Annotated in this window: 19 protein-coding genes; 11 read left to right on the top strand and 8 right to left on the bottom strand. The window is 71.8% G+C overall.

The genetic code is table 11. The features are described 5' to 3' along the window. Positions 1-32 precede the first annotated feature (32 nt). The 4 genes from ABZT14_RS21900 to ABZT14_RS21885 all read right to left on the bottom strand — a co-directional run bounded on the left by ABZT14_RS21900 (position 33) and on the right by ABZT14_RS21885 (position 2,898). Entirely contained in the window at positions 33-710 is a 678-nt protein-coding gene (locus ABZT14_RS21900) for a phosphatase PAP2 family protein (RefSeq protein ID WP_356305332.1), read from the bottom strand. Positions 711-743: 33 nt separating this feature from the next. Further along, the gene (locus ABZT14_RS21895) at positions 744-1,685 is read right to left on the bottom strand and encodes a M56 family metallopeptidase (RefSeq protein WP_356305330.1); all 942 of its coding nucleotides are present in this window, start codon (positions 1,683-1,685) and stop codon (positions 744-746) included. Between the two features lie 131 nt (positions 1,686-1,816). Further along, positions 1,817-2,374: a DUF5134 domain-containing protein gene (locus ABZT14_RS21890; protein WP_356305328.1), complete on the bottom strand. Its 558-nt coding sequence runs from the start codon at positions 2,372-2,374 to the stop codon at positions 1,817-1,819. A 131-nt stretch (positions 2,375-2,505) separates the two neighbouring features. Then, on the bottom strand, positions 2,506-2,898 hold the full coding sequence (locus ABZT14_RS21885; protein WP_356305326.1) for a VOC family protein: 393 nt from the start codon (positions 2,896-2,898) through the stop codon (positions 2,506-2,508). A 38-nt stretch (positions 2,899-2,936) separates the two neighbouring features. Between ABZT14_RS21885 and ABZT14_RS21880 the strand changes: the two genes are divergently transcribed. Continuing rightward, entirely contained in the window at positions 2,937-3,503 is a 567-nt protein-coding gene (locus ABZT14_RS21880) for a GNAT family N-acetyltransferase (protein ID WP_356305324.1), read from the top strand. Between the two features lie 51 nt (positions 3,504-3,554). Here ABZT14_RS21880 and ABZT14_RS21875 read toward each other — a convergent pair whose 3' ends face one another. After that, entirely contained in the window at positions 3,555-4,244 is a 690-nt protein-coding gene (locus tag ABZT14_RS21875; protein WP_356305322.1) for a glycerophosphodiester phosphodiesterase family protein, read from the bottom strand. A gap of 320 nt (positions 4,245-4,564) precedes the next feature. Here ABZT14_RS21875 and ABZT14_RS21870 point away from each other — a divergent pair, with 320 nt between their 5' ends. From ABZT14_RS21870 to ABZT14_RS21860, 3 genes are all read left to right on the top strand, one after another. Further along, complete coding sequence (locus ABZT14_RS21870; RefSeq protein WP_356305320.1) at positions 4,565-5,959, top strand: DUF6421 family protein; 1,395 nt, start codon at positions 4,565-4,567, stop codon at positions 5,957-5,959. A gap of 64 nt (positions 5,960-6,023) precedes the next feature. Continuing rightward, on the top strand, positions 6,024-6,788 hold the full coding sequence (locus ABZT14_RS21865; protein WP_356305318.1) for an SDR family NAD(P)-dependent oxidoreductase: 765 nt from the start codon (positions 6,024-6,026) through the stop codon (positions 6,786-6,788). A gap of 2 nt (positions 6,789-6,790) precedes the next feature. Further along, the gene (locus ABZT14_RS21860; RefSeq protein WP_356305475.1) at positions 6,791-7,861 is read left to right on the top strand and encodes a low specificity L-threonine aldolase; all 1,071 of its coding nucleotides are present in this window, start codon (positions 6,791-6,793) and stop codon (positions 7,859-7,861) included. 77 nt (positions 7,862-7,938) lie between these two features. Here ABZT14_RS21860 and ABZT14_RS21855 read toward each other — a convergent pair whose 3' ends face one another. Next, entirely contained in the window at positions 7,939-8,658 is a 720-nt protein-coding gene (locus tag ABZT14_RS21855) for a lysophospholipid acyltransferase family protein (RefSeq protein ID WP_356305316.1), read from the bottom strand. Positions 8,659-9,014: 356 nt separating this feature from the next. Between ABZT14_RS21855 and ABZT14_RS21850 the strand changes: the two genes are divergently transcribed. From ABZT14_RS21850 to ABZT14_RS21830, 5 genes are all read left to right on the top strand, one after another. After that, a complete protein-coding gene (locus ABZT14_RS21850; RefSeq protein ID WP_356305473.1) occupies positions 9,015-9,335 on the top strand; it encodes a thioredoxin family protein in 321 nt (106 codons plus the stop codon). Between the two features lie 104 nt (positions 9,336-9,439). Next, entirely contained in the window at positions 9,440-9,979 is a 540-nt protein-coding gene (locus ABZT14_RS21845) for a flavin reductase family protein (RefSeq protein WP_356305314.1), read from the top strand. A 343-nt stretch (positions 9,980-10,322) separates the two neighbouring features. Next, a complete protein-coding gene (locus tag ABZT14_RS21840; RefSeq protein WP_356305313.1) occupies positions 10,323-11,108 on the top strand; it encodes an electron transfer flavoprotein subunit beta/FixA family protein in 786 nt (261 codons plus the stop codon). A gap of 62 nt (positions 11,109-11,170) precedes the next feature. Further along, the gene (locus tag ABZT14_RS21835; protein ID WP_356305312.1) at positions 11,171-12,133 is read left to right on the top strand and encodes an electron transfer flavoprotein subunit alpha/FixB family protein; all 963 of its coding nucleotides are present in this window, start codon (positions 11,171-11,173) and stop codon (positions 12,131-12,133) included. 145 nt (positions 12,134-12,278) lie between these two features. Further along, positions 12,279-13,550 carry an aldolase gene (locus tag ABZT14_RS21830; RefSeq protein ID WP_356305311.1) on the top strand — a complete coding sequence of 424 codons (1,272 nt, stop codon included), beginning with the start codon at positions 12,279-12,281 and terminating at the stop codon, positions 13,548-13,550. Positions 13,551-13,581: 31 nt separating this feature from the next. Here ABZT14_RS21830 and ABZT14_RS21825 read toward each other — a convergent pair whose 3' ends face one another. After that, positions 13,582-14,388 (bottom strand): thioesterase family protein, encoded by an 807-nt coding sequence (locus ABZT14_RS21825; RefSeq protein ID WP_356305310.1) that lies wholly within the window; start codon positions 14,386-14,388, stop codon positions 13,582-13,584. A 155-nt stretch (positions 14,389-14,543) separates the two neighbouring features. Here ABZT14_RS21825 and ABZT14_RS21820 point away from each other — a divergent pair, with 155 nt between their 5' ends. Together ABZT14_RS21820 and ABZT14_RS21815 are read left to right on the top strand one after the other, a co-directional pair. After that, positions 14,544-15,182: a winged helix-turn-helix domain-containing protein gene (locus tag ABZT14_RS21820; protein WP_356305308.1), complete on the top strand. Its 639-nt coding sequence runs from the start codon at positions 14,544-14,546 to the stop codon at positions 15,180-15,182. After that, positions 15,179-16,594, top strand: a complete 1,416-nt coding sequence (locus ABZT14_RS21815; protein WP_356305306.1) for an MFS transporter — start codon at positions 15,179-15,181, stop codon at positions 16,592-16,594. Before ABZT14_RS21820 ends, ABZT14_RS21815 begins: the two co-directional genes overlap by 4 nt. 28 nt (positions 16,595-16,622) lie before the next feature. Here ABZT14_RS21815 and ABZT14_RS21810 read toward each other — a convergent pair whose 3' ends face one another. Beyond that, on the bottom strand, positions 16,623-17,609 hold the full coding sequence (locus ABZT14_RS21810) for a LacI family DNA-binding transcriptional regulator (RefSeq protein WP_356305471.1): 987 nt from the start codon (positions 17,607-17,609) through the stop codon (positions 16,623-16,625). Positions 17,610-17,925 lie beyond the last annotated feature (316 nt).

Below are 17,925 nucleotides of genomic sequence, written 5' to 3'. Positions count from 1 at the left end.
CTCCGTACCCGGGCCGGCTCCCGCCCGGGGGCTCAGGAGGTCGCGGCGCCGGCGTCCGGGGCGTTGCGCAGCCACTGGGCCCGTACCGCCAGCACCATGGCGACGCCCAGCAGGACGCCCACCAGGGTGTCGGTGAACCAGTGCACCCCGAGGAACAGCCGGGTGAAGGCCACGCCCACCACACTGCACACCGACAGGGCCAGCACCGTGATCCGCAGCACCGACGAGGCCGTCATCCGCTCGGTGAACCAGCACAGCAGCCCGAGGCCCACCGCGGCGGTCATCGCGTGCCCCGAGGGCATCGCGGCGAAGTGCGCCTCGTCCACCGGCTGCGCCCACTGCGGACGGTCCCGACCCAGCGCGGCCTTCAACACCTGCTGCGTGACGTTGGCCACCAGCAGGGTCACCGCGAACCACAGCGCCAGCATCCGTTCGCCGTTCCGCCACAGCGACAGCACCAGTACGGCGACCACGGCCCGTACGGTCCAGGGGTCCCACACCCAGTCCGACAGGAAGCGCTGTACCCGGGTCCACCCCGGGTGGTGCAGGGCGACCTCGTGCAGCCCGGTGGCGATGCCCCGGTCCAGACGGATCAACGGCGCCCAGCCGCTGACGGCCAGCAGCATGGTCACGGTGGCCACCACGGCCAGCAGCCCGGCCGTCAGGGACAGGGAGGCGGGAGTCGAGGGTCGTACACGGGGCCCGGTCATCTGGGGATCCTCGCCCATCACGGGGCCCGACGGCTAACCGAGGGCGCTCAACCCGGGGACGAAGGCCACCAGCAGCGGGACCACCGGTACGCAGGAGGCTGTCGCGGTCACCCTGATCCGCCGGGCCACCGACAACCGGGGCGGTGCCGCCAGCAACCGGTCCACCCGCTGGGGGATCTGGGCCAGGGCGGGCGGACAGGGCCCGAACACCCCGCGTCCCTCGTTGAGTTCGACCAGTGCCAGGGCGGTGGTGAGCGCCCCGAACCGGCGTGAGGCGGCGTCGTCGGCGGCCAGCTCCACCAGCCGGTGCATCTGCTCGTGGAAGCCGGCGAACACCGGGACCCGGGGGAAACCGGTGGCCAGCGCCGAGGAACAGTGCAGCAGGACGTCGTGCCGGGCCCGCGCGTGCCCCTGCTCGTGGGCGATCACCGCGTCCAGCTGACGCCCTTTCAGGCGGCGCAACGCGGCCGTGGTGATGACCAGTTGGGGCTTCGGGCCGGGCAGCCACCAGGCGTCGGGCCGTTCCCCCTCCAGCACCACCAGGCGTTCGTCCCGGTCGGTCGGCTCGTCGGGCAAGCTCGGTGCCCGCAGCCGGAGTTCGGCCCGCCGTCGCCGGTGCCGCAGCCGGGCGTCACGGATCTCCCGCAGCAGCATCGCCCCGGTCCAGGCGCCCCCGCCGGCCAGCACGATCGCGAGCAGCCCCGCCCAGGGCCCGTCCCAGGAGCCGAAGCCGTACGCCTCCATCACCCCGTGTGGGGCGGGAGCGAAGACGTGGCCGCGCACCACCTGCCAGGCGGTCGCCGCCGACAGCGCCATCGCCAGCAGGCAGCACAGGAGCACCGCACCGACCACACACTGCCAGGCCCACAGCGCCAGCACCGGTTCACGGTCGACCCAGGAGGCGCGGATCAGCAAGGGGGGCGCGATCGTCGCGGTCAGTGCTCCAAGGGCCAGCAGGACCAGCGCGACCATCATGTCCTCAGGGTAGGAGAAGCCGCCGGTCAGCGGCGGTCGCCAGGGTGCGGAAGTGACGCGTCACACACCCCGACCCACCCCCAACTCCGGCCATCGGGCGACCTCTTGGTGCCCCGACCGTGCCCGTACGGTCACAGTGAGGCCAGCATGACGATCATGGCGAGCCCCAGGCAGATCCGGCAGGCCACCGGCAGCCCCGTGGACCGAGGGCCGGAGGTCTCCACCGGTGCCCCGGCCGTGACCGGCGCCAGCCGCAGCCCGAGCAGCAGCACCTCGGCGGCGTAGTACAGCAGCAGCGCACCGGTCAGCCAGGGCAGCCCGCCCCCGTGGCCGGTGCCCGAACCCGGGGCGCTCATGGCCAGGCCCAGGTACACCATGGCCAGCGCCCCCGCGAGGTGCCCCAACCCCTCCCACCCGTGGCGCGCCACCCCGGGGAGGCGGGCCAGCCCCCACCCCGCGAAGATCGCCACCCACACCAGGGGGTGCACCCGCGCCCCCACGGAAGGTAGGGCCATCAGCGCCATCGCCCAGGCCATGCAGGCCTCCGCCCCCGGGGAACCGGGCCCGTCAGCGTCCCGGCGAGGGTGCCCGGCCGCCCGGCGGCGGAGGTGGTCCAGGGTGCAGAGGACCCCGGTCCAGGCGCAGAGGCCGGTCAGCAGCCAGGCGGTGCCCGACGGCAGGTGGTGCATGGCGCCCCTCCTCGGCCCGGTGGTCCCGCCCGCCGGAAGCCTGCCCCCCTCGGGGCGGGGGTACGGGAGCGCACGAGGGCACGGGGAGGAGCGTGCCGGTTCCCGCCGCGCCGGAGTCGGAGGGGGAGTTCCTAGATGCCGGGGCGGTAGCGCATGGGGTGGTCCTCGGGCACCTGGACCAGACACAGGTGCAGCCCGTCCGGGTCACGGATCCAGCACTCCACCAGTCCCCAGGGCTCGCGCCGGGGTTCGCGGACCACGGGCACCCCGAGGTCCCTCAACTCCTGGTGGGCGGCGGTGACGTCGGGGACCTGGAGCCACAGCCGTGGGGCGGACGAGGGTGGGGTGTCCGAGCGGCCGGACACCTCCAGGTAGCCGCCACCGAGGAAGTAGACGGTGCCGCGCTCCACCCCGGTGCCGAACTCGCGGTAGACGGGAAGGGCCAGTTGGCGACCGTAGAAGTCCCGGGACCGTTCGGGGTCGGTCGGTCGCAGCAGGTAGCGGCTGCTCAGTACGTGAACCATACGGCGACCCTAGGCGGGCCGCCGCTACTCTCGGGCCCATGCACGTCGACGATGTCCAAGGTCACGAGACCGCCGCCCCCGGCCGGCTGTCCTTCCGTACCGCCAGCTCACCGGACGTTCCGGCTCTGGTGGCCCTGATCGAGTCCGCCTACCGGGGCGACGCCAGCCGGGCCGGGTGGACCACCGAGGCGGATCTGCTGGGCGGGCAACGCACCGACCCCGAGGGAGTCCTCCAGGTCGTCGAGGACCCCCGGTCCCTGCTGCTGGTCGCCGAACGGGACGGCGAGCTGGTCTCCTGCTGCCAGTTGGAACACCGGGGGGAGTACGCCTACTTCGGCATGTTCGCGGTCCGCCCCGCCCTCCAGGGCGGCGGCGTCGGACGCCAGGTGCTGGCCGCCGCCGAGGCGGAGGCCGTCCGACGGTGGGGCGCCCGGGAGATGCGGATGACCGTGATCTCGGTACGGGAGGAACTGATCGCCTGGTACGAGCGCAGGGGCTACGCCCTCAACGGGGAGCGCAGCCCCTTCCCCTACGGCGACGAACGGTTCGGGCTGCCCCAGCGCGACGACCTGGAGTTCGCGGTGCTGACCAAGCCCCTCGACTGACCGGGGCCCGGGGCCCGTCCGGTCGGGGCCGACCCGGGGGTCGACCGGACCTCAGGAGGCGGCCAGCTTCTCCGTGGCCCGACGGATTGCCGGCATGTCGGTGACCACCCCGTCCAGCCCGAGTTCGGTGACCCGCTGGAGGTCCTCGGGGGTGTTCACGGTCCAGCTGATGACCCGGATACCCAGGGAGTGGGCGCGCTCCACGATCTCGGGGGTGAGCCAGCGCAGCTCCAGGGACACCATGTCCGCGCCCAGCTCCCGGGCGCGGTCCGGGGCGGTGGGGGAGGACTTGCCGGCGACCAGCACCAGCGGCATCTGTGGCAACAGCCGCCGGGTCTCGCGCAGGGCCTCGTCGTGGAACGAGATCACCGTCACCCGCTGGTGCAGGTCCAGCTCCTGGATGCGGCGGGCCAGGACCTGTGCCGCGTCCCGGTCCTTGATCTCGGCCTGGAGGGGAAGGGAGGTCGCCTCCACCACCTCGTCGAAGGTGGGGACGCGCTCGCCCTGTCCGGCGTCGAGGGCACGCAGCTGGTCCAGGGTGAAGTCCGAGACGGGCCCGCCGCCGTCGGTGGTCCGCGTGACGTCGGCGTCGTGCATCACCACCAGGGCGCCGTCCTTGCTCAGGTGCAGGTCCAGTTCGATGACGTCCACCGCCTCGCGCTCCGCGCGGCGGAAGGAACGCAGGGTGTTCTCCGGTTCGACGCCCATCAGGCCTCGGTGGCCAACGGTGAGTAGTGACACGCGGCGTTCGCTCCCTGGCGGTCGGTGTTCTCGCGGCCCCTCGTCAGCGGCCCGCGCGGTGACTTCGGCGGCCGTTGACGGCTCGCAGCGGCTTTCGGCGACAGCGTAACCAGCGTCGGCGGCCGGTGGGGGCAGGTGATCGAGATGACGGGGATCCGCCTGGTCGACGACTGTTCTTCCGGGGTTTCCCGGGGCGTGTGCGGGAAATTCTCGACTGTGGCGAGACTCTCGCCGGATGATTTCCCGTAAGGCCCACTTGAGGGTCCGGTCTTCCGTGACTACGGTGTCCGTACGCGAGGTTATCCGGTGGAGGAGTGATCATGACGGAAATTCTTTCGCCAACCCTGGTTGGCGGCAGCGACTCGTCCGTGGGCAGAGTGGTGGACCACCCTGCCTGGACGAGGCTGAAGCAGGCGGTGGAGTCCATCCGCCCCGCCCAGGGCAAGGACGGCTCGATCGACTTCGACGCCGAGGGCGCCCCCTCCCGGCAGCACGTACGGGGGGACCTGGAGCGGGTGATCGCCTCCGTCGAGGAACTCTCCCCGCTGCTGCCCCATGACGCCGACTACCACCGGGCACTCGTCGCCGACCTCCGCCGCTGGGCGGACGAGGGCTTCCAGGTACCCGACTTCCTCGACGCCCTGCTGGCCTTCCAGCCCGCCGCCAACCGCGAGGACGGGCTCCAGCACCTGGTCGTCTTCCCGATGTACACCCAGAACGGCAACCTCGACCGCAACCTCGAAGCGGTCGTGCTGCGCATGGTCTGGCCCGACTGGCTGGCCGAACTGGAGCGCACCCGCTACGACAACCCCCTCTTCTGCGGCATCACCTTCGAGGACTTCACCTCCGGCTACGACACCAACTCCGCCGTGCTCTTCCCGGAGACCATCGCCGTGCGCGAGGCGCCCGAGCGGTTCAGCTGGGGCGGCATCTTCTGCGACCGGGAGGCCGCGCGCTTCCGTCGGGTGGTGGACTCCGCCTGCCGGATCACCAGCCTCCAACTGCCCGAGGACGCCCAGGGGTTGCTCACCGATCAGCAGCGCTGCCAGGAGGCGTTCGTACTGTGGGACATGGTCCACGACCGGACCCACAGCCACGGTGACCTGCCGTTCGACCCGTTCATGATCAAGCAGCGCCAGCCGTTCTGGATGTACGGGCTGGAGGAACTGCGCTGTGACCTGACCGCCTTCCACGAGGGCGTACGCCTGGAGGCCGACGGCGTGCCCCAGGGCCGCGACGTGCAGTACACCATGCTGCTGGACCGGCTGTTCCGCTTCCCCGTCACCGGTGAGCGCAACCGCAACTACGACGGCCTGGGCGGTCAGCTGCTGTTCGCCTACCTCCACCAGCACGACGCCCTGCGCTGGACCGACAACAAGCTCACCATCGACTGGAACCTCGCCCGCCAGGTCACCGAGCGCCTCCGCGAGGAGATCGAGACCCTCTACCGCGAGGGCATCGACCGGCCGAAGATCGTCCACTGGTTCAAGGCGTACGAGCTGGTCTCCCGCTACCTCTCCCCGCACCCCGGTTCCACCTGGGCCAAGGGGCCGGACGCCCTGGACCTCAGCCTCCCGCCCCGCAAGCTCGTCGACGAGGTGCTTCCCGACGAGTTTCCGCTGAGCATGTTCTACGAGGCACTCGCCAAGAAGCTGCGTTCCGTGGTCGCATCGACCAAGGGGATCACCGCGGACTCACCCGCCCTGGCGGCGTGAGCCGGACCCCGACGGCGCGGCAGGCGCACCAGTGCAACGTGGGACTACAGGAGGCAGTGAACCGATGACCTTGACCAACGGCACCGGCGACGGACAACTGGAGGGGGCCGTGGTGGCCGTCGCCGGCGCGGCCGGACCCGCCGGCCGGGCCACCCTGCTCCAGCTCGCCGAGTCGGGGGCGACCGTGGTGGCCGCCGACTCGGACCCCCAGCGGTTGGCGGAGGCGGTGGACGCCGCCCGCTTCGCACACGGCGGGGCGACCGTGACCGGCGACACCGTGGACCTGCTCAACCTGGACGAGGCCAGGGCCTGGGCGGACAAGACGGAGAAGGAGTTCGGTCGGGTCGACGGACTGGTGCACCTGGTGGGCGGTTGGCGGGGCTCGTCCAGCTTCGCCGACACCGACCTGGCGGACTGGGAACTGCTGCACAACCTGCTGGTGCGCACCGTCCAGCACACCTCGCTCGCCTTCGAGGGCGCCCTCAAGCGCAGCGGTAACGGACGCTTCCTGCTCATCAGCGCCGCCGGCGCGGCCAAGCCCTCGGCGGGCAACGCCGCGTACGGGGCGGCCAAGGCCGCCGCCGAGGCGTGGACGCTGTCGCTGGCCGACGCCTTCCGCAGGGCGGGGGGCGAGGAGCAGCCGCCGGCCGCCGCTGCCATCCTGGTGGTCAAGGCCCTGGTGAACGACGCCATGCGGAAGGAGCGGCCGAACGCCAAGTTCGCCGGCTTTACCGACGTGACCGAACTGGCCGAGCGGATCGCCGGGGTGTGGAGCAAGCCGACCGCCGAAGTGAACGGAAACCGCCTGTGGCTGACGCCCCAACCGTGAACGTGTCCGGGTCCCGCACCGTGGTCAGACGCCGGCATGACCCCGAGTCACGGGGATTCGCCAGCGACAACTACGCCGGCGCCCACCCCGAGGTGATCGAGGCGGTCGCCCTCGCCAACGGCGGCCACCAGGTCGCCTACGGCGAGGACGTCTACACCGAGCACCTCCAGACCGTGATCCGCAGCCACTTCGGCGCCCGGGCCCAGGCGTACCCGGTCTTCAGCGGTACCGGCGCCAACGTGGTGTCCCTCCAGGCGGTCACCGACCGCTGGGGCGCCGTGATCTGCGCGGACACCGCCCACATCCACGTGGACGAGTGCGGCGCACCGGAACGGGTGGGTGGGCTGAAGCTGCTGCCGGTGCCCACCGACGACGGCAAGCTGACCCCGGAACTGATCGACCGCGAGGCCTTCGGCTGGGAGGACGAGCACCGGGCCACCCCCCAGGTGGTGTCCCTGACCCAGAACACCGAGCTGGGCACCGTCTACACCCCCGACGAGGTGCGGGCGATATGTGAACACGCCCACCAGCTCGGCATGGTGGTGCACATGGACGGGGCCCGACTGGCCAACGCCGCGGCCACCCTGGACGTACCCCTGCGGGCGTTCACCAACGTGGTGGGCGTCGACATCCTGTCGCTGGGCGGCACCAAGAACGGGATGCTGGGCGGCGAGGCCGTGGTGGTCCTCAACCGCGAGGCCGTGGGCCGGATGAAGCACCTGCGCAAGCTGTCGATGCAGCTGGCCTCCAAGTCCCGCTTCGTCTCGGCGCAGTTGGAGGCCCTGTTCGGCGGCGACCTGTGGCTGCGCAGCGCCCGCCACGCCAACGCCATGGCCCGCCGGCTCTACGAGGGGGTGCGCGAGGTCCCCGGAGTGCGGGTGCTGTACGCCGTACAGGCCAACGCGGTCTTCGCCGAACTGCCCCGTGAGGTCAGCGAACGGCTCCAGAAGCGGTACCGCTTCTACTTCTGGGACGAGGCGACCGGCTCGGTGCGCTGGATGTGCTCCTGGGACACCACCGAGGAGGACGTCGACTCCTTCGTGGCGGCCCTGCGGTCGGAGATGGCGAACTGACCCGTACCGAAGAGGGGTTGCCCTCCCGATTCCGGGAGGGCAACCCCTCTTCCACGTCGTACCTCGGGCCAACCTCCCTACGGGGAGGGGGAGTCGGCCGGCAATGGAGCGGTGCCGCCCATGTGCGCCGGCAGCCACCAGGTGTCGTCCGGGCCCTTGGGCCGCCCCGGGTAGGCGCGCTGGGCCGCCTCCAGCAACTCCTGCACCCGTTCCTTGACCCGGGCGGTGAGCGCCGTCGCGGTCTCCTCGGCCCGGGGCAGCAGCGGCTCGCCCATCCGCATCACGATCGGGAAGTGGTTGCGGCCGAAGTCCCGCTTGTGCCCCTTGGTCCACAGCCGTTGGGTGCCCCACAGGGCCAGCGGCAGCACCGGTACGTCGGCCTCCTGCGCCATCCTCGCGGCACCGCTCTTGAAGGACTTCAGGGTGAAGGACTCCGAGATGGTCGCCTCCGGGAAGACCCCGATGACCTCCCCGGAGCGCAGCGCCTTCAGGGCGTGCTGGTAGGCGTGCTCACCCTGGGAGCGGTCCACCGGGATGTGCTTCATCGCCCGCATCAGGGGGCCGGATATCCGGTGCCGGAACACCGACTCCTTGGCCATGAACCGCACCAGCCGTTTGGCCGGCCGCGCGGCCAGCCCGGCGAAGACGAAGTCCAGGTAACTGATGTGGTTGCTCACCAGCACCGCGCCCCCCTGGCGGGGTACGTGGCGGTCCCCCTCGATGTCGAAGCGCAGATCCCAGGTCTTGAACAGGGTGCGGGCGAAACCGATCACCGGGGGATACACGAGTTCTGGCACGGGTTGGGGCCTCCTCCACCGTGTGGTGGCTCCTTGCTGGTCCGGGGGTTTCGGAAAACCTACGGATGCGTAACTTTCGGATGGCAGTGATGGTCCCCCAAAGACGCGTAAAGGAACAGTCCGGCGACCGGGTGAGGGGGAGATCCTCATCACGTGGACGCCCCGGCATCCGGCCCGGAGCCCGCCCCCAACCGCCCGAGGGGAAGCGGTGGTTGTGAATGCCGGATGACATCTCACCCGCCCTCGCGGACTCCGGGAATCAGCTGGGTATCCCGGATGCTGACAGGGTGACGAGCACGTGGCGAGAGGACGGTCGGGCGCAGGCCCGGAACGTGGACCAGGAGGCGGCGGGACGGATGGTGACGGAAGCCCGACTGACGGCCGAGCTGCTCGGGCTGGGGCGACTGGGGGAGCGCGCCACCCTGGTGCAGTTCTCCAGCGCCTTCTGCCAGCCCTGCCGCGCCACCCGACGGGTACTGGCGGAGGTGGCCGACTTGGTGCCGGGAGTGACCTGGGTGGAGATCGACGCCGAGTCCCACCTGCCCCTGGTACGGGCCCTGGAGATCACGGCCACGCCCACCGTGCTGGTGCTGGACGCCCGGGGCCGGCAGGTCCGGCGCGCCAGCGGTCAGCCCCGCAAGGCGGACGTGATCGCCGCCCTGGGAGAGGTGTGCTGAACCGTGTGGCGGCCGAGCGTGAGCGATCTCCCATACGAGCGGGCCCACTTGACGGCTCTCGCTCCGTATCGTCACTGTGACGCTATGCGGTCTGGAGCCCCGAGATGAGCGTATCCCCGTCCAAGAACGCGGTCCCCGACGACACCCTGACCGGCCCCGACCTGCTGCGCGCGGTCTTCCGGCAGCACGCGGCCGGGGTCGCCGTCGTCACCGCCACCGGCCAGGACGGCTCCCCGGTGGGTTTCACCGCCACCTCGCTGACCTCCGTCGCCGCCGAACCCCCGCTGATCTCCTTCGGCGTGGGCAACTCCTCCTCGAGCTGGCCGACGATCGCCGTGGCCACCCACGTCGGGGTGCACGTCCTCGCCGAGGGGCAGCGCGAACTCGCGGCCACCTTCGCCCGCAGCGGCGCGGACCGCTTCGCCCCGCCGACCCGTTGGCGGCCCGGGCCCTCCGGGGTGCCGTTGCTGGAGGGGGTGCTCGCCTGGATGGTGTGCCGGGTCGTCGCCCGGGTGCCGGCGGGCGACCACCGGGTGGTGGTCGCCGAGGTGGTCTCCGGCGATCCGCTGGCCGGCCCCCACTCCGTGGAGGGGCGGCGTCCGCTGCTCTACCACCAGGGGCGGTTCACCGGTCTACGGGACTGAGTCCCGGACGGTTCCCGGCGGTCGATGTGGCCCCCCGGGAAGCCGGTGAGACACCGGTGAGACGGGTGCCATGGAGGGGTGCGCGGTGTGGTGTGGGACTCAGCCGGGGTGGATCTTGTGAAATGCGTCTCGCCCCTCGTCCCTCCTCGTACCTGACCTGCGGCAACGGGACGGCGGGCGGAGGTTTCGGCACTTGATAACCGGGCAGAGGCCGAGTGTACTGGTGAGTAATAAAAACTGGGGAGGGCTCGGTCGCCCCCGACCGGAACCCGTACCGACAGCCGCCTATGCTGCCAGCACTAGGCAGCTCATTCATTGACCAAGCAGCAGTAGGAGAGCCGGCGTGAGCTTGAGGATCGTTGTCCCTGTGAAGTACGTGCCCGACGCCACCGGCGACCGGCAATTCTCCGAGGACCTGACCACTGACCGCGAGTCGGTGGACGGCCTGCTCTCGGAGCTGGACGAGTACGCGGTGGAGCAGGCTCTGCAGATCGCCGACGAGGCCGACGACGCGGAGATCACCGTGCTGACCGTGGGCCCGGAGGACGCCCGGGACGCCCTGCGCAAGGCGCTGTCCATGGGCGCCGACAAGGCGGTGCACGTCGAGGACGACGACCTGCACGGGACCGACGCCCTGGGCACCTCGCTGGTGCTGGCGAAGGCCGTCGAGAAGACCGGTTACGACCTGGTGGTGTGCGGTATGGCCTCCACCGACGGGACCATGGGCGTGTTGCCCGCCCTCCTCGCCGAGCGCCTGCGGGTGCCCCAGGTGACCCTGTTGACCGAGGTCGCCGTCGAGGACGGAAAGGTCACCGGCCGCCGGGACGGGGACGTCGCCAGCGAGCAGCTGGAGGCCGCCCTGCCCGCCGTGGTCTCGGTCACCGACCAGTCCGGCGAGGCCCGTTACCCGTCCTTCAAGGGGATCATGGCGGCCAAGAAGAAGCCGGTGGAGACCCTGGACCTGGACGACCTGGACATCGAGGCGGACGAGGTGGGCCTGGAGGGCGCCTGGACCAAGGTGGACGAGGCGGCCGAGCGTCCGGCCCGTACCGCCGGCACCGTCGTGCAGGACGAGGGTGAGGGCGCCAAGCAGCTCGCCGAGTTCCTCGCCGGCCAGAAGTTCGTCTGAGCCGCGTACGCGAGCCCGACTCCTCCCACGTCCCGCACACTTCCGACAGGAGAACCCTTCCCATGGCTGAAGTCCTCGTTCTCGTGGACCACGTGGACGGCGCCGTCCGCAAGCCCACCCTTGAGCTGCTGACCCTCGCCCGTCGTCTCGGCGACCCGGTCGCCGTCTTCCTCGGCGCCGGCGCCGAGAACGCGTCCGCCACCCTGGCCGAGTACGGCGCGGTGAAGGTGCTGGCCGCCGACGCCCCCGAGTTCGCCGACTACCTGGTCGTCCCCAAGGTGGACGCCTTGCAGGCGGCCTACGACGCCACCTCGCCGGCCGCCGTGCTGGTGCCCTCCTCCGCCGAGGGCAAGGAGATCGCCGCCCGGCTCGCGGTGCGCGTCGGCTCCGGCATCATCACCGACGCGGTGGACCTGGAGGCCAGTGACGAGGGTCCGGTGGCCACCCAGTCGGTGTTCGCCGCCGCCTTCACCACCAAGTCCCGGGTGTCCAAGGGCACCCCGATCGTCACCGTCAAGCCGAACTCGGCCGCGCCCGAGGCCGCCCCGGCCGCCGGCACCGTCGAGCAACTGTCGGTGTCCTTCGGCGAGTTGGCGACCGGCACCAAGGTCACCTCGCGCACCCCGCGCGAGTCCACCGGCCGCCCCGACCTGACCGAGGCCGCGATCGTGGTCTCCGGTGGCCGTGGCGTCAACGGCGCGGAGAACTTCCCGCTGATCGAGGGCCTGGCCGACGCGCTGGGTGCCGCCGTGGGCGCCTCCCGCGCCGCGGTGGACGCCGGCTGGTACCCGCACAGCAACCAGGTGGGCCAGACGGGCAAGACCGTCTCCCCGCAGCTGTACATCGCCGCCGGAATCTCCGGCGCGATCCAGCACCGGGCCGGTATGCAGACCTCGAAGACCATCGTGGCCATCAACAAGGACGCGGAGGCCCCCATCTTCGAGCTGGTCGACTACGGAGTGGTCGGCGACCTCTTCCAGGTGGTGCCGCAGCTGACCGAGGAGGTCAAGACCCGCAAGGGCTGACACCCTCCACGGTCGCGGAGTCCGCTGGCCCCGGCAGCCTGGTGCTGCCGGGGCCAGCGGCGTGGAGGGGTTCTTGACCGATCGCCGGCCACCTGGTGGGCTGCGGGTCAACAGACTGTTGAAGCACCCCGTGTGGAGGTGGCCGATGTCCGACCAGCCCGAGACCACCTGGGGCCCGGACACCTACGCCGAGGTGGCCCGCGAACTCGCGCCCCTCGACCGCGAGTTGGCCCAGGACCGGGCACCGTCCGGCCGGCAGCCGGTGCACACCGTCTACGTACCCGCCGACCGGTTCGACGCCGACACCGCGCGGCACTGGGGCGCCACCGCCCGCACCCTGCTGGAACGGCACCTCGACCAGCCGGAGCGACTGGCCGAACTCCTCGGCCTGGACGCCCCGTTGGCCTCGGCCGTACACCGGCGGCTGGTGGCCAAGCTCGACCAGCAGCCCGTCGAGGACCTGCGCGTCGACTTCGAGGACGGCTACACTCCGGGGCCCTCGCGGGAGGACCAGGACGCGGTACGCGCCGCGCACCACGTCGCGGACACCCTCGCCCAGGGCCCCGACGGGCCCAGCCACCTGGGCATCCGCGCCAAGTGCCTGGAGGCGCCGGTACGCGACCGGGGCCTGCGCACCCTCGACCTGTTCGTCACCGCCCTCGCCGAACGGGGCGCCGTCACCGAACGGCTGCTCCTCACCCTGCCCAAGGTCAGCCACCCCACCCAGGTGGCCGTCTTCGCCCGGCTCTGCGGCGAGTTGGAGCGGGCCCTCGGGCTGGACGAGGGCGTGCTGCGCTTCGAGATCCAGATCGAGACGCCCCGGGCGGTACTCGGACCCGACGGTGCCGCCACGGTCGCCGCCCTGGCCTCCGCCGCCCAGGGCCGGGCCACCGCCCTGCACTACGGCACCTACGACTACAGCGCCTCCCTCCAGGTGGCCCCCGCCCACCAGGCCATGGACCACCCGGTCGCCGACCACGCCAAGGCGGTGATGCAACTGGCCGCCGTGGTGGGCGGGTTGTGGCTCAGCGACGGCTCGACACTGGCCCCCTCCTCGGAGGACCCCGAGGAACTGCGGCACGCCTGGCGCACCCACTACCGGCTGGTGCGGCGGTCCCTGAGCCGCGCGTACCACCAGGGCTGGGACATGCACCCGAGCCAGCTGATCACCCGGTACGCCGCGGTGTACGCCTTCTACCGCGAGGGAATGCCCCACGCCGTCTCCCGGCTGGCCGGCTACCTCGACTCCCGTCAGGGTGGCTCCACCGACGAACCGGCCACCGCCAAGGCCCTGAGCGGATTCCTGTGGCGGGGGCTGGAGTGCGGAGCCCTGGAGCCGGCTGAGGTCCAGGCGGAGGTGCCGGTCGACCTCGCCGGCCTCGCCCGGCTGGCTGGCAGGGCGCCCGACCCGAGGTAGCGCCCGGGCGAACCGCGAGTGCCGTCGGGGCTCAGCCCCGGGGGAGGGGGCGCACGGTGAGGATCTGTTCCGCGTGCCCCAACGGCCCCGCGACGTCGTGCAGGACGGTGCTGGTGGTGCCCTGGCCGGTGTCGCCGAAGGTGACCCTGGTGTCCAGCCCGACCCACGGGCCGCGCGGTTGCCGGTGGAGGTGCAGGGTGAGGTCGACATTGGGGAAGATCCACTCGGTGGGGGACTCCCGTACCGCGATGCCGTTGGCGGTGTCGACCATGCCCACGTAGGTGGCCAGCGGGCTGATGCTCTCACCGGCCACCAGGGGCAGTGGGGTGGAGACCCACGCGGTGGTACGTCCCGGGCTGGGGGGAGTGACCGGCCGTACGTCCAGGGAGGCGATGAAGCCCCCGGGCCAGAGATCCGACATCGGCCAGGGGGTCAGCTGGTCGGGCGGGGTGAGCGCCTCGTCCGGTCCACCGGCGACCCGGCTGGTGTCGGTGCGGGCCAGCAGCCAGGCCCGGGCCCGTACCACCGCGCGGTCCCCGATGGAGACCGTGGCTTCGAGCAGCTCGATGGTGCGCCCCGGCCGGAGCGTCTCGACCCGGATCTCGCACTCGTCGAGGGCGAGCCGGCCGAGGATGTCGAAGCTGATCCGGGCGAGCACCAGTTCCTGGGCCGGACGAGCCGCCAGATGCCGGTCGATGGCGTGGACGATCAGACCGCCGAGCGGGCTGAAGTGCTGCTCGTCGGTGCTCCAGGCGCCGCTGGCGTGTGCGGTGGGCTTGTAGCGGTGGGTGTCGAGACGTTCGTAGTAGCTGTCCGACCCGGGCGTGGTGTGAGTCAACTCTGGTGCTCCTTGAGGCGGCTGGTGATCGGCCGGGGCGAGGCCCTCTCCAGGATGACGGACCTGGTGACGGCGGAGATCCCCGGCCTCCACCACAAAGGGCTCTTCGCGAACAGTTCTTTGCAAAGAGTTCTTTGTGGTCTACGGTGCGAGGCATGGCAGAACACCACGAGGACCCCGTAGGCCATCGCGCCCCCGACGCCGAGGCGGCCGTACTCGACGCCAAGGGCCTCCGCGTACTGGCCCATCCCGTCCGGGTCCAACTGGTCGGCCTCCTCCGCAAGTTCGGCCCCTCCACGGCCACCCAGCTCGCCCAGCGGCTGAACGTCAACACCGGCTCGGCCAGCTACCACCTGCGCCAACTGGGCGCGGTGGGCCTGGTGGAGGAGGACCGCGAGCGGGGTAACGCACGGGAGCGCTGGTGGCGGGCCGCGCACCGGGTGACCCGGTTCGACGACCCCGAACTGGTCGAGAGTGAACCCGAGGCCGCCCTCGCCTACATGCGGTCCGTGGCCCGCGTCTACACCCTGCGCTGCCAGCAGGCGCTGGACGAGGCGCCCGCCATGCCCCCCGCGTGGCAGAACACCCTGGACATGAGCGACCGCGCGTTGCGGCTCACCGTCGACGAGGCCCACGCGCTGCGCGAGGAACTGCAGGCGGTCCTGGGCCGCTACCGGGCCGACCACCCCGAGACCCCCGCCCCCGAGGACGCCGAGCGGGTCTCGGTGATCGTGCAGGTGTTGCCCGAACTCGACGTGCCCCCCGTGCCGTCGGAGGGCCGGAGCGGGGAATGAGCCTCCCCCCAGGGGCGACGGCAGCCGAGGGCACCCGGACGCCGCGTACGCTCCGCCCCATGGTCGGGGTGCTGGTGGCCATGGCGACCTCCCTGACCGCCACCCGTGTCTCGACCGTCGCGCTGCCCTGGTTCGTCCTGGTCACCACCCACAGTGCCGCCTGGACCGGACTGGTCGCCTTCTGCGAGATGGCCCCCTACGTGCTGGTGAAGCTCCTGGCAGGCCCGGTCGTGGACCGGATCGGAACCCGCCGGGTCTCCTGGGTCGCCGACCTGGTCAGCGCGGTGGTGGCCCTTGCCATCCCCTTGCTGCACCTCGCCCAACTGCTGGCGCTGCCCGTCCTGTTGGGGTTGGTCGCCCTGATCGGCGCGGCACGCGGGCCCGGCGACGTGGCCAAGGAAGTGATGGTTCCGGTGGCGGCCGAGTACGGTCGGCTGCCGCTGGAACGGGCCACCGGACTGTCCGGCGCGGTCGAACGGCTCGCGCTGACCGTCGGGCTGGCGGCCGGGGGCGCCCTGGTGGCGCTGGTGGGGCCGCTGGCCAGCCTGACCGTCAACGCCGGTTGTTTCGCGCTCGGTTCACTCGTCGTCCGCCTGACCCTGCCCCGCGACGGGGCGGCAACGGTCGAGGGCGCTGAGGCGGCGACAGCGGCGGAGGAGCGTTCCGGCTACCGGGGGCGCCTTCGGGAGGGCTTCACCTTTCTGCGTACCGACACGCTGCTGTGGGCCGTGGTGGTCATGGTGGGTGTCACCAACCTGCTGGACGCGGCCTTCGGCGCGGTGCTCATTCCCCTGTGGGCCCGGTCCTCGGGTAACGGGCCGGCGGTGATCGGCCTGGTGGGGGGCGTGATGGGCGCCGCCGCGATCGCGGGCAGTCTGCTGGCCGCCGGGATCGCGCATCGGCTGCCCCGGCGAATGGTGTTCTTCGGAGGCTTCCTGGTGGCCGGAGCACCGAGGTTCGTGGTGCTCGCCCTGGGCGCACCGCTGCCGGTGGTGCTGGCGGTGTTCGCCCTCGGGGGCTTCGGGGCGGGTTTCCTCAACCCGATCATCGGCTCGTTGGCGTTTGAGCGGGTACCGCGACGGATGTGGGCGCGGGTCAACGCGCTGGGGGACTCGATCGCCTGGGCCGGAGTGCCCCTCGGCGGGCTCCTGGCCGGGGCCGCCGTGGGATTCGTGGGGCTGGTTCCGGTCCTGTGGGCGGGCGGAGCGGTGTACGCGGCGACCACCGGGCTGACCGGGTTGCGGCGGGAGTGGCGGGAGATGGACCGTGACCGTCGAAGGGGGCGCGGGAAGGGAGCCGGTACCGGGATGAACCCGGCCCTTGCTCCGTCGGGGGAACCCGCCGGTCCGCCCCACCTCGAGTCCGTGGGGAAGGGACGGCGGGGCGCCTCCCCGTCTTCGAGGGGGGATTGACCAGGCGCCTGGGTCGGGCGGGTGACGGTTACCGGGAGGGAGGGACCTCCCCCGACCCCCGCGGCACCAACTCGGTGGGCAGGGTGACCTGGCGGGCCGGCCCACCGGCTCCCTCCAACCGCTGGAACAGCATCTGGGCGGCGGTACGGCCCAGTTGAGCCGGATCCTGGGCCACCACGGTCACCGGAGGGGAGAGCAGATCGGCCAGCTCGAAGTCGTCGAACCCCACCAGGGCCACGGGCTCCTCGCGTTCGGCCAGCACCCGCACCACGGTGACGGTCACCCGGTTGTTGCCGGTGAAGAGCGCGGTCACCGGCTCCGGTCCGTCCAACAGTCGCGTGGTGCTCGCCCGCACCCGCTCGGGCGCGGTGGAACCGAGGGCCACCCAGGACTCGTGCACCGGCAGACCGGCGTCCTCCATCGCGGCGTGGTATCCCCGCAACCTCTCCCGGGCGGTGTGGATCACCGAACGGTCCCCCACGAAGCCGATACGACGGTGCCCCTGCTCGATCAGGTGAGTCACTCCCTGGTGGGCGCCGGTGAAGCTTCCCGACAGCACCGCGTCCGCCTCGATCAGCCCCGGAGGACGGTCGGCGAAGACGATGGCGACGCCCGCCGCTATCTCCGGGGCGAGGTAGCGGTGGTCCTCGCCCGCCGGCACGATCACCAGGCCGTCTACCCTTCGGGCGCACAACGCCAGGGCCAACTCCTGTTCGCGTACCGGATCTTCGGCGCTGGAACCGTGGATCAGCAGGGTGTCGTAGGCGCGGGCCACTTCTTCCACCGCCCGGCTGAGGGGGGCGTAGAAGGGGTCCGCGAGGTCCTCCAGTACCAGGCCGATGCTGGCGGTACGCCCCTTGCGCAGCAACCGGGCACTGTCGTTGCGGCGGAACCCCAGGGCGACGATGGAGTCCCGGACCCTGGTCTCGGTGTCCTGGGAGACGCCCGGCTCCCCGTTGACCACGCGTGAGACCGTCTTGAGCCCGACGCCCGCATGGGCCGCCACGTCCTTCATGGTGGGGCGCGGGACGGACCTGGTCGGCGTCGTACGCGGGGTGGTGTGGTCCGGGGTCTGAGTCAACGGGGGCCTACTCTCCACTGGTGCTGGGGCTCTGACCTGCCGGTCGCCACCCGGTTGTGCGTCGTCGCCGGAAGTCCGAGTGAACGGTGAGGGGCGTCCGTCGTCAAGTCCGGTGAGGCTGGGGGAGGGGTGAGGTCGCGGCTTGGGGCGATGGCACCCCGGCCGAGCGGAGGGAAATGGGTGTAGTGGACAATGGCCCTGTCTCCCCGTCCGGCGCTCTGCCAGCGTGGCCTCGGGGTCAGTCGTGAGG

Source organism: Streptomyces sp. NPDC005438 (assembly GCF_040606315.1).
Lineage (GTDB): Bacteria > Actinomycetota > Actinomycetes > Streptomycetales > Streptomycetaceae > Streptomyces.
Note: the sequence above shows the minus strand (reverse complement) of the source record. Positions and strands in the feature narration are given on the sequence as shown.

Coding starts and splice junctions, on each gene's coding strand:
- ABZT14_RS21880 (WP_356305324.1), top strand. CDS start 2,937: ATGCACGTCGACGATGTCCAAGGTCACGAGACCGCCGCCCCCGGCCGG.
- ABZT14_RS21865 (WP_356305318.1), top strand. CDS start 6,024: ATGACCTTGACCAACGGCACCGGCGACGGACAACTGGAGGGGGCCGTG.
- ABZT14_RS21890 (WP_356305328.1), bottom strand. CDS start 2,374: ATGCACCACCTGCCGTCGGGCACCGCCTGGCTGCTGACCGGCCTCTGC.
- ABZT14_RS21810 (WP_356305471.1), bottom strand. CDS start 17,609: ATGAAGGACGTGGCGGCCCATGCGGGCGTCGGGCTCAAGACGGTCTCA.
- ABZT14_RS21900 (WP_356305332.1), bottom strand. CDS start 710: ATGACCGGGCCCCGTGTACGACCCTCGACTCCCGCCTCCCTGTCCCTG.
- ABZT14_RS21885 (WP_356305326.1), bottom strand. CDS start 2,898: ATGGTTCACGTACTGAGCAGCCGCTACCTGCTGCGACCGACCGACCCC.
- ABZT14_RS21815 (WP_356305306.1), top strand. CDS start 15,179: ATGAGCCTCCCCCCAGGGGCGACGGCAGCCGAGGGCACCCGGACGCCG.
- ABZT14_RS21870 (WP_356305320.1), top strand. CDS start 4,565: ATGACGGAAATTCTTTCGCCAACCCTGGTTGGCGGCAGCGACTCGTCC.
- ABZT14_RS21845 (WP_356305314.1), top strand. CDS start 9,440: ATGAGCGTATCCCCGTCCAAGAACGCGGTCCCCGACGACACCCTGACC.
- ABZT14_RS21850 (WP_356305473.1), top strand. CDS start 9,015: ATGGTGACGGAAGCCCGACTGACGGCCGAGCTGCTCGGGCTGGGGCGA.
- ABZT14_RS21895 (WP_356305330.1), bottom strand. CDS start 1,685: ATGATGGTCGCGCTGGTCCTGCTGGCCCTTGGAGCACTGACCGCGACG.
- ABZT14_RS21820 (WP_356305308.1), top strand. CDS start 14,544: ATGGCAGAACACCACGAGGACCCCGTAGGCCATCGCGCCCCCGACGCC.
- ABZT14_RS21835 (WP_356305312.1), top strand. CDS start 11,171: ATGGCTGAAGTCCTCGTTCTCGTGGACCACGTGGACGGCGCCGTCCGC.
- ABZT14_RS21830 (WP_356305311.1), top strand. CDS start 12,279: ATGTCCGACCAGCCCGAGACCACCTGGGGCCCGGACACCTACGCCGAG.